The 10,869-nt window shown below is 61.2% G+C and carries 9 protein-coding genes; all 9 read right to left on the reverse strand.

Annotation, left to right across the window (positions count from 1 at the left end; all coding sequences use genetic code 11):
• Positions 1 to 84: 84 nt before the first annotated feature.
• Positions 85 to 1,140 (reverse strand): hypothetical protein, encoded by a 1,056-nt coding sequence (locus tag Q8K99_10940; protein ID MDP2183069.1) that lies wholly within the window; start codon positions 1,138 to 1,140, stop codon positions 85 to 87.
• Positions 1,141 to 1,410: 270 nt separating this feature from the next.
• Positions 1,411 to 2,343: a glycosyltransferase gene (locus tag Q8K99_10945; GenBank protein ID MDP2183070.1), complete on the reverse strand. Its 933-nt coding sequence runs from the start codon at positions 2,341 to 2,343 to the stop codon at positions 1,411 to 1,413.
• The gene (locus Q8K99_10950) at positions 2,324 to 4,000 is read right to left on the reverse strand and encodes an asparagine synthase-related protein (protein ID MDP2183071.1); all 1,677 of its coding nucleotides are present in this window, start codon (positions 3,998 to 4,000) and stop codon (positions 2,324 to 2,326) included. Before Q8K99_10950 ends, Q8K99_10945 begins: the two co-directional genes overlap by 20 nt.
• A gap of 53 nt (positions 4,001 to 4,053) precedes the next feature.
• Complete coding sequence (locus Q8K99_10955; GenBank protein MDP2183072.1) at positions 4,054 to 4,503, reverse strand: terpene cyclase/mutase family protein; 450 nt, start codon at positions 4,501 to 4,503, stop codon at positions 4,054 to 4,056.
• Between the two features lie 338 nt (positions 4,504 to 4,841).
• The gene (locus Q8K99_10960) at positions 4,842 to 8,345 is read right to left on the reverse strand and encodes a hypothetical protein (protein MDP2183073.1); all 3,504 of its coding nucleotides are present in this window, start codon (positions 8,343 to 8,345) and stop codon (positions 4,842 to 4,844) included.
• 21 nt (positions 8,346 to 8,366) lie between these two features.
• Positions 8,367 to 8,507 (reverse strand): hypothetical protein, encoded by a 141-nt coding sequence (locus Q8K99_10965; GenBank protein MDP2183074.1) that lies wholly within the window; start codon positions 8,505 to 8,507, stop codon positions 8,367 to 8,369.
• A 3-nt stretch (positions 8,508 to 8,510) separates the two neighbouring features.
• Positions 8,511 to 8,774, reverse strand: a complete 264-nt coding sequence (locus Q8K99_10970) for a PqqD family protein (GenBank protein ID MDP2183075.1) — start codon at positions 8,772 to 8,774, stop codon at positions 8,511 to 8,513.
• On the reverse strand, positions 8,762 to 9,790 hold the full coding sequence (locus Q8K99_10975; GenBank protein ID MDP2183076.1) for a radical SAM protein: 1,029 nt from the start codon (positions 9,788 to 9,790) through the stop codon (positions 8,762 to 8,764). The genes Q8K99_10970 and Q8K99_10975 overlap by 13 nt, the downstream gene beginning before the upstream one ends.
• Before the next feature lie 323 nt (positions 9,791 to 10,113).
• Positions 10,114 to 10,686, reverse strand: a complete 573-nt coding sequence (locus Q8K99_10980) for a hypothetical protein (protein MDP2183077.1) — start codon at positions 10,684 to 10,686, stop codon at positions 10,114 to 10,116.
• Between the last annotated feature and the right edge of the window lie 183 nt (positions 10,687 to 10,869).

A 10,869-nucleotide genomic window follows, 5' to 3' on the forward strand; every position in this document is an offset into this window, starting at 1 on the left:
GTCCAGTAGATGAAACGCTTGTGGTCGTTGTCATGGGGTCGGAACCCCTTGTCGTTCAGAGCTTCCTCGATCGCCTTCTTGTCCCTACACGCCATCGCGGTTCACCTGGAACCTCTCCAACAGCCGCTTCTTCAGCACGGCTGCTGCAGGCGACAAGATCTCGTCGGCCTCAAGGGCATAGGCCTCCCAAACGAACGCGATCTCATCCACGAGTTCCTCGTAAAGCTGATTCCGAGTGGGGGCGGCGGCTGAGAGACCGAGGCCCTCGTCCGACGCGAGGAGAACCTGCTTCGTCTCGGGTTCGAGAGCAGGCGTGAGAACAAGGGGCGGACTCGGCACAAGCAGTTGCCCCTCGAGAACCACAGCGTCGATCGTCAACGGAGACAGGTCGACAGTCTCGACCACGGAGACGTCGGTGAGCTTGATAGGGTAATCGTTCTCGTCGAGCGTGAAGACGCCGGTGACCTGCACGGGCTCGTAGTGGTTCTCAACGAGATCGTCGATGACGTCGGGTCGCGCGTAGCAGTCTATGAGGCGATTCGTGACCGGGTGACGGATGACGACCTTGTTCTCCTCGAAGTCCACGCGCACCAAGTCCCCAGTGACTGTCATGGTCGCGGTCTCCTCAGGAACGCGCAGCCATGACTCAGCGGTCCTGCCGGATCTCGCATCCAGTGTCACGCTCGCGCCGGACCTTTCCATGTCGAGCTTCCAGGTGTCGCCAGGTCGGGGCAGGAAACGCGCGAGTTCGCGCAGCATGCGATTACGGAGGAACGAATCGGGCATCCGCTCGCGCAGCGCCTCCCGATCCCCATCGGAAACAGCACGCGCGACCTCCAATGCTCTTCCCAGGAGGTCGGTCGGAGACGTCAGGTCTGGCTGCTGTCGGATGTCCCATAGCTCGATCGGCATGGCGTAGCTGCCGGACTCGGGGGCTCTGCACACCAGCTCGTAGTGTTGCCGCAGCTCCTGACCAGGCTTGAAGCGCTCATTCACGCTATGTTCCAGCGCCTGCGCACCCAGCAGCCACACCGCCGTTTGCAGCCCGCGCAGCGTCTGCGCAAGCACTTCCGAGGAAATCGACGAGTCCTCGCCGGACAGAAAGCGAAGTGTTGCCTCGTCCAACTGCCGACCATGCATATGCGCACCCCCTGACCGCACATTCTGTTCGATGTGCCGTGTCAGGACAACCGAATGGCTTGCCGACGCCTCGGCGCATCTTGGTCGTCTGCCCGCTCAGCTGCGCGATCGCGTCTCGTCCGCTGGCAAGAGAAGTGTGGAGCCCGGTCCATGCGTCGTCTTGGTTCTTGAAGCGGAATGGTGTCCGGCTTCGAGCGTGACGGTGTCCGGATTGGACCCGAATGGTGTCCGGCTTCGACCGGAATACGGACTCACCAATCGGGGTCTCCGCTACAGGGACTCGATGACTTCGACGCCCATCCGGCGCGCCTCCACAGCAAGCAGTGAGGTGTTCCTCACGGTGGAATCCGCGGCGAGCGCGAATACCGCATCGACGGAGTTCAGGAGCCGCGGCGTCTCCCAGGGCGGCACGAAAGGCTCGAGAGGCAGTGCGAACCCCAAGCGCCCGCGCATCCACTGCTCGAAGTCCGACTCCCCGATCCCTTGACCCACGAGCCGCAGTGAAACCTCCGAGTGGTCCTGTCCGGCGTACCAGTCGACTATCTGGTCGAGCCCCTTGCGACGCCAGTGGTGGTTGATCTTCCCGACGTACGCGTAGACTCGGGGGCGACCAGCGACACGCCGTTCGCCGGCCCCGAACGCCGTCTCGTCGATCTCGTAGATCGGCCGACACTCCGTCTTCGCGCCGGTCGCGCTGATGATGGGCTCGTGATCCTCGTCTGTGATCACCAGCTGCGCATCACGGAGCACGTCGCGCAGGATCGTACTGTAGCCCGGATGATCCAGGAACTTGGCGATGTCACTGCCTCCGTGCCGAACGAGGTGCGGCACGCCTGTGAGCTTCGAGGCCAGGTGCGCCGCGATGCCGTACGGCACGAGGTACCCGGACTCGAGCTGGTCCCATTCGCCCGATCGCAGCACGCTGAGCAGCTCGTTCAGCAGCCGCTCCAAGTAGTCCGGACTCTCTGGGATATGCCACGGCACCGGCCCAGGAACATCGTGGAGACGCAGTCCCCTTTCGCGAACGAGCCAGTCCAAGTGCTCCTCGCAACCGGCGATACGATACGCCGCCTCGATGCTTCCGGAGTTCGTCACCACCGCCACGTCGTGTCCAGCGTCCAGCAACCGCCGCACATGCCAGTAGGTACGCGCAGCGATCCCGCCTTCGATTGGCGGGAACTTGCTAACGATACATACGCGCACGATCGCCACTTCCGTAGAACTCCCCGACATCGAAACCCGTCGGGAGTGCGCCGCGGTTCTCCACGAACACGTAGTGGAAGAGGTCGAACATCACGGCGTCGAGCGGGGACTTCACCCAACGACGGAATGGATGCGATGCAAGATCGGCTTCGGACACGAATCCACGTGCGAGTGTCTCGATCTGTGGCGCTATCCGTGCCACGGCCGCCGGCATTCCGGACTTCTTCCGATTCAGAAGGTCCGACACGCCGTAGTGGTCGAACAGCGGCCTCGCTGCCTCCTTGAGAACACGCTTCGTCTCGCCCCCAAGCACCTTGGCCTCGATGGGAAGAGAAAGCGCCAGCTCGACGAGATCGTCGTGGAGGTATGCCGGGCGGACTTCAAAGCCGAAGGCGGAGCAGGACCTGTCGACACTCCAAAGGTGATAGTTGGAGAGGCCACCACGGATCAGGAAGTCGAATAGGTTGCGTCGGTAGACGGACTCATCTTCCGGCCGCGGAAACAGCCTGCTCACCTGCTCGGCGACAGCATCGGGCGACCCGATGGCATCAAGCCGCCCGCGAATCCGATCGGAGAAGCCGAGCGGGTGGGTGTGGGCCCAGTAGTACCCGCCGAACAGCTCATCCGCGCCCTCGCCGGAGAATGCCACACGCACGTGCTCGGAGATCCTGCGCGACAACATCTGGAACGCCATGCCCCCATGGATGTCGAACACTCCGCCGGCGACAACGTTCTCGTAGTGGTGCACAAAGACGGGGAGCTCGCGGAGGTAGTCGTCCACCGTCACGCGGAATTCGTGATGGTCGGCACCCACCGCTGCGGCGACCTCACGTGCGGCCAGGAGATCTGGCGTGTCGCCGCCGTCCGCGAGAGTGAACGTCAGGGGTGGACCGTCCTGCAACTGGGCTGCAAGCATCACCAGCAGCGACGAGTCGACACCGCCCGAAAGATAGAACCCCTTGTCCAGGGGATCATGATGCAGCATCTGCCCGAGCCCGCTTCGCAGGCACTTGAGCACAGCTGCTGCGGAGTCCGCACAGGATTCTGCGCCGCCATGTCGCGCTGGCTCTGGCTCCCAGTACTTGTGAACTAGGACTCGCCCGCCAGAGACTTCAACGACGCATCCCGGCGGAACCTGCTTGATACTGGCGAATGGAGTTCGACCAGGCGAGCTGATGTAGCCGAATACGCAGGTCTCATCCATCGCCTGCTCGTCGAGGGCCGTTGACACCCGGCTGTCGGCCAAGATCGCCTTCATCTCCGAGCCGAAGACGACTTCATCACCCACGATGGAATAGAACAGCGGCTTGATCCCGAGTCGGTCGCGCGCCATCAACGTGCGGTTCTGGTTCAGGACAACAATGGAAAATATCCCGCGGAGTAGGCCCAATCCCTGCCACCCTTCACGCTGAACCAGGTGGTGAATCAGGTGTGACTCGGGATCCAATGAATCGAGAGCGCCGAGGTTCATCTCTCGAGCGAGTGTCAGGTAGTTGTACAACTCGCCGTTCAGCAGGACCAGCGTCCCGTCCTGCAACCGCGGCATCGGACAGGTCGGGGACCCCACAATTCCCAGTCGGCATCCACCAACCGATGATCCGAGTAGGGACAGGAGATCAAACGAATCCGGGCCCCGGTGTTGAATACTCGACAACATGCGGTCAGCCAAGCTTGGGTCGACACGTCCCGAAATGCCACAGATGCCACACATCAGGCGGTCTCCAGCAGCTTGGCGGCTTCTGACAGACCCCAATAGGCGTAGGCCGTGCCCTCGTCGATGAAGTGGTACGCCCAGTAGCCCGAATCAAGCTGGCACGCGGAAAGCCAGCGCACCGCGCGCTCAACCATCCTGCGGTCGAGAATTTCGGGAAGGGAACATAGGCCCGCCAGTACCACACCTGTGCTCCATGGATCGCTGCCGATTGGGTGATTCCTCCACGGACCGAATCCTCCATCATCGTTCTGCTGTTCCCTGAGGAAGCTGATAGTCAAGCCCGACACCTGGTCAAGAGATGCCGCGTGTGCGGCACCAGCAGCCAGCAACACGAAACCGCCCTTGTAGGTAAGGCGAACCTGGGAGGCTAGATCCTGTTCCCAAAGCCTCCGCAGCACCTCGACCCGCGGTGAAGTGACCACCGCATCACAAAGCAAGGCGAACATGAGCGCGGTGTGCGGGATTCTCGCCGTGTCTCGGGTCGACTTCCCCCAAGCGCCGCCGGGGGACTCATTCCGACTGAGCCACGCCAGCGCAGCGTTGTACTCACTGTCCAAACCGGCATGTCTCATCAAAGTCGCGCACCACATGGTCTCCTCGACGTCACTCCAGCCCCCATCCGGCCGCTGAGACTGCACAATGGCCTCAAGGGCACAGACATCGATCGACCCAGTGATGACCATGATCCTCGCGACTCGTGTGCAATCTAGAAGCCTCGTGGCCATGCCCGAGAGGCTGTTGACGAGGGCGTCGTAAGCCCTGACCCCTGCTTCGGAAGGCGCCATTAGATGTCCGCCACCAGATGGTGCAAGGGAAGCTCGTGCTTCTTGTAGCACTCATGTCGTTGATCGATCGACAGCACGTCCATGCATTCCGAGCACACGTAGAAAATGCCCTCAGACTCCCCGTGCACCTCAGGAGCGAAAGGAGTCGACCAGGCGGAGTACTGGCCACAGCAACTGCATCTCAGGGTCTTCTTGGCCAAATCGACGGTCAATCCAATGTCTCCCGGCAGAATCGTCAGGTTCGCGTATCGGGTCTCAAAGAACGAGGCGAGTTTCCGAGCCAGGTCCACACGCAGCCCACCGCTCAGTTCCTCACCGAACTCAGACAGTACCACCAGTTTGTGGCCGTCCCCGCGGTACGCACGCATGAGGTCGTCTATGAACCAGACAACACCAGGTAGATAGAGGTGCCACTTCCGCCCGAGGACTTCCCTGCTCGTCTTCGATTCCGAGAAGTAGTCCAGCACGGAGAACCTCGACGCACCCGCTCCGTCGGGGGTCAGTGATCCGAGGTGAAGACAACTCAGCGAGCTAGCGCTCTCCGAGTAGGCGCCCGACACGCCGTTCGTCCATTTCGTGTCAGACGGAACGTCAATCTGGAAGTCCTGCCGCTCGCCACCGAGACTGTCCGCGGCTTTAATCACGAGCCCAATAGCATCGTCGCGTCCCGGCTTGTGCAAGGCTGGTCGAGCTCTCACGGTCAACGTACCGCCCTCATGCCCGTTTGGCACGAAATCCTCCAAGTTCAAGCGCACGCACTCAGACAGTGCGGGATTGGGAGGTGAGGTGATGACCCACGTGTCATAGAACTGCTGAGCCGCGCTCTCAATTGCTGGCCTGAGCCGTGAGAAGGCGCCTTCCGAGAGCACAGCGTGTAGCTTGTGCCCTCTCTGCTGGCCAACGGTCGGCCCTGTGCTCCGCCCCTTGCTTGCTTCCAATGCGAGATTGACTAAGGCCTGAAAATCGTCGAGATGGTCAGGATGATCGTGTGTGACGACGATCATGTTGACATCGCAAATTCCGAAGCCCTCACCGAGGAAGTTGCGCACAAATCCGTAGCCTGGATCGATCACAACTCCATAGTCGATCAGTCCGTCCTCGGCCGTCCGATAGAGGAAGTACCCACCCCCGTCTGATGCCGCCATGGCTGGAGTGTACGAATTCCACCTTTGCAGCACGCACAGGTACCAGCTTGACTCCTCGGACTTCTTCCGCTGCGCATAGAGCCGATTCGCTATCTGCTTTTGATTGCGGGCGATGACACCGTCGTAGTAGTGCGACGCATGACCGTATTCGTCGAAGGTCACACTGGGGTTGCTGCGCATTGCCTCATCAGCGCGCACACAGTTGCGATCGTCGTCAACGAACAGGCAGCGGAAGCTTCTGCGGCGACATCCGCGGCCGCCAGCGACGACACAGGAGAACCTGCGACGCGGACCACCGAGAACTCGATGCATGAGTGAGACCTGCTGCCTTCCAGCCTCGCTGTCGCGGCGGCACCGGACGAACTCCTGTGCCAAGAGGCGGCGCAGCGTTTCGTGCCGTCGTTCCACAGCCCGCTGCTGGCCAGCAGTGCCAGCGCTCTCGGCATCCACAGGCAAGACCGATCCGTCTTGCGAGAACAAGACCCTGAGCTCCAACCATTCCTGAAGCTCGAACCCTTTTGGCGGATCCTTGACTTCGGGCTTGACGCGCAGGCATCCTCGCTCGTCTGGTTCGGAGAACTGATCGATCAGATGCGCAGCAAGTCCGCGGACTTCGCCGCGAAGGGCGTCAGACGTGAGACCGCCCAGGAATGCAGGTGAGACTCCCACACCTGTTCGCACCTCGATCTCACCAGCACTCAGCAGGGAGGCTTCTATCGGCTCCACAGCAGTCAAGAGAGCTTGCAGATTCGGGAGGAGTTTGCGGCGCGCTTCGAGCTTCTGCGGCCGGTATACGACGTCTCCGCATAGGTTCTTCGCCAACGCCCGCATGTCCCCTGCCGGCCCGACTTCACAGCTCCAATACGCGCCGCCGAGTGTCATTATCTCGATGGCCGACCGAACCGCGCCTTCGGCAATAACTTCCCGCATTGGCGCACCGGAAGCGACGGATTCAAGGGCCTCTGCCGCTGCTGCTATCGCCGCCGCAGTGCAGGACAACCCATCGATCCAGTGAAAGACCGCCTGGTCCTTCTCCGATTTGTCAGAACCACTTTCGCGATATCTCGCCTCCACGGCTACCCGAACGGACTCCAGCGCGGTGAATCCAGTTGCATCCCACGCAAGCAACCCGTCGGCAGGCTGCTGCTCAGCATTACACTCGGACTTCAAGGCTTCTGCTAACGCGTCTGCGGCAGTTTCACAGATCTTCTGATTGAGTTCCGTCGCCACTGCAAACGACTGCAGCAGAGTGTTCCGCTTTCCGTGGCGGTAGGATGGCGATGCCAGAAGCGCACCAGAAAGCGAGAGCATATCCTGTTCATCTGGATCAACCAGGACGCGCGTTGCAGCGAGTGAGCTGCGATCGAAGCGGTCGACCCTTGCTCGACATGCCATGACCTGCGCTCGCAGAATCCAGTAAGACGGAATCGTATGTGCAGCGCGGGCGTTCTTGAGCCAGCGGTCCAACCATTCTACGGCTTCGGTCGATCGCTGCAACTTGAACAGAGACTCAGCCGCCATGAAGGCTGCTGGGAGTCCGACTGCATACAAGAAAAGCATGTGCTCGTTCGGGAACCGCCACGAGGGCGCTGCTGCTCCCGTTCCGGGCTGAAAGTACCCGGCGTCTTGCGACGTCAGAACAAACTCCGCGAGTTCCGCGAAACGGGCATAGGCCGTCTCGTGCTCACGCGCGTGAAAATATCCCTGGGCCTTGTTGTATTGCGCGACGAGCTCGTGAGGTGACTCTTTCTTGCCAGCAAGCTTACGAATGTAGTCGAGACAGTCTGTCGCGTGTGCGATGGCATGGTATCCGTTGTAACAAGCTGCGATCTCGTTGAAGTAGAGAACTCGAAGGACCTGCCACTCATGCTCTACGACTACATCACCACCATGCGCCGGGTCGGCGGGCAGTGATCGGGTCAAAGCCAGTGCGAGAAGATCCAGTTCGACCCCGGCGTGCTCTATGTCCCGCTCCTGCAGGAAGCATCGTGCTCGCTTCGCGACGAGAAGCCTCCGCCATGAGTCGTCCAGACTGCCGGGCTCGCACTGCCCGCTAAGGAACGAATCAGAGCATCCAACGAGTGTCTCGAGCCAGCCATCTTCGCTACCAATGCGGTCGCCCGGAGTCCATGCACCTGCGTACTCTCGGTTCTCGCCGGGCAGCAGAGTCAGCCTGATGGGCAGAGGGCGCAACTTGCCGTCGGTGCCATACCATTCACTTGGAAATTCCGGGAAATCGGCCTCGATCCGCAGCTTGCCGCGCTGCTGCGGTTCGTCGTTGTTGTAGTCCTCCTCGTCGATACCGATGTCATACAGGAGGGCGAAGTACTCAAGTGCAGTGAACTGCGATGCTTCCACGTTGCCCCCCGACTCGGACGGTCATCGACATCCGTGGCAGGATGAGCACTGCCGGCAGGCCAGCTCTCTATTCACGTTCTCCACGCCTCGCAGTGGGAACCTCATCTTGTCCTGCTTCTTGATCGCCGGCTTCTCGTACGTCTTGGCTTTCTTGGCAGCCATCCCTCACGCCTCCCTTGTTACAAGTCCTTCGGTTGCGCACTTCTCGAGCAACTCTGCGACATCTGCCCTGACGGTGTCCTCGCCCGTAGAATACTCGTCGGCAAGCTTGAGCACGATCGTCTCAAGCTCAGCCCCTCCCTCGAGCGCTTCCAGCACCTCGAACGCGATTCCGTTCACCTCGTAGTGCTCGCCGCTCTCCAAGTCAAGCGCCCAGAACGTCTCGGACGGACCCCTCCGGAGACGGAGCCCCTGTCTCAGGCGGTACATTCAACCGGCCTCCAACAATGCGGATCGGCGCCAAAGCAGTCGCCCGAAGCAAAGTGCGCCATCGCTCGGCATCCACGACACACCGCGACGAGATCGCACTCCGCGCAGTCCGCCAGGTTCGCCGGGTCCCGAACCTTCCAGAGGAAATCCGAGTCGTACCAGATCTTGAAGAGCCCATCCCGGAGCACATGCCCGAGCGCAATCGGCAATCGTCGACAAGGGTAGACAGTCCCATCGTGCATGATGGTGAGCGCGTTGGTTCCCACGGAACACATCGCCCCGACGGTCGGATCATCGCTATCGACAAGTGCGAAGAGCGGGCGGTACATCAAGACCCTGACGCGACGTTCTGCCACGCCGATAGCGTGGACCGTCTCAAAGACCTCTCGCGCCTCTCCGGGCGTCAGCATGGCATCGTGAAGTTCTGCACCTGAGCCCTCAGGTATGAACCGCTCTACCGCAAAAGTGTCAACTTGATGGCCCGCAAGCACATTGAGCATCTGTGGGATCGAGCACATGTTCCGCCTTGTGACGGTCATCATGACGGCGACCTCCATGCCCTGGGACTTGAGGAGATCTATCGCCGCAAGCGTTCGCTCGAACGTGCCGTTGCCCCGGATTGAGTCGTTGAGCTCGGCGGATGGGCCTTCGAGCGAGACCTGGACACGTCGGAGCTTCGTCGCAGTGCGCAGGCGCGCAACGTCTTCATCCGAAATGAGCGCTCCGTTGGTCAGGATGTCGTAGTAGCCCACAACGTCGCTGGAGTCGAGCCGGGTCATGAGCGCGAACAGCTCCTCGCGCCTCATGAACGGTTCGCCGCCGGTGAGGGAGAAGGAGCCGATTCGGTTCCACGCGCGAAGCGCACGCTCCATTTCGGCGAAGACGGCTTGGAGGTCTACCAGTGCCAGCTCGTCCGAGGAGGAGTACGACTCGTGGTAGCAGTGGGCGCAGCGTTGATTGCACCGTTCAGTGATGTGCCACTGAAAGTAGAACTCGTCCCCCGCCGGAATCTCCACCGGTCACTCCCAGATGCAAAGTACGTGCGAAGTTGCCAACCACGCCGGGCGAATGCATCGACCTCTAGCAGCCGAAAGTCGATTCTACCCGCCCCGAGTGAGCAGTACTATAGAAACAGAATACACCACGTGCCAACTCGGGCGCGGAATCCCGACCGCAGTGGCTTGCGGTGCGCGGCGCCTACCTTGGTGCGGGCGAAATCCGCCGCACTCGCGCCGCCGAGAAGCTCGTATCAGCAGATGGAAGCGCAACGACTCGAACTGCTCCTGTCAGGGTGGTCTCCGTGCTGTCAGTGGGCTCTATCCCGGCGAGGACTGCCCGGTCATCGAAGATGGCGACGGCGACCTCGTTCGTCGTCTCGGTTCGAAGGTACGACGCCCCAGGAATCGCAATCCCTGCCCAGCCAAATGACAGTGCCACCAAGCACAGGACAGTCGCCAGCACCGTGGACATGGTGAGCAAAGGCTGGCGTCTTGAAAGCGCGGTCAGGGTGTCCAACCTCGGCTCGGCCGTTGCCAAGCGTCGCAGAATCCCGGATCGCCCAAACAAGGCCCGCAGCAGCGACTCCGACCAGCACAAGCGCCGTAGGCCACCCCATAAGTGACGCGAGAACGACAGCCGTCACCAGCAACAGCACCGCCAGAGCGAGCAGAACCGGGGAGAAGGCCACCCACAGGGACAATCGCCAAAGTCGATCGGCTGTTCCCGCACGCCAAGACTCGAGAAGGTCAGCCACAAACACGCCGAGTGTGCCACCAACGACCACGAACAGGCCGGCGAAGGCAGCATCGCTGAGCCGCACCGTGGCGAATGTGATGGGCAGCCCGAAGCGAAGCATCTGACCGACGCGATACGCCAGTGCGCACAAGTACGCCACTCCAGTGATACCGGCCACGATGGTGGCCTCGCCAAAGGCGAATCGCGGTTCATTCCGCCGCCTAGCCTAGAAATTTCACGAAGCGCCTGACTTTCCTGCCTGAAACAGGCGACGGTGACCCTTTGAGCTGGGATAATGGGAGTTACAAGACCTCCATGACCCCACGCGAAAGGAACACCGTCTTGGTGAACGCTAACACGC

Source organism: Actinomycetota bacterium (assembly GCA_030682655.1).
GTDB lineage: Bacteria > Actinomycetota > Coriobacteriia > Anaerosomatales > JAUXNU01 > JAUXNU01.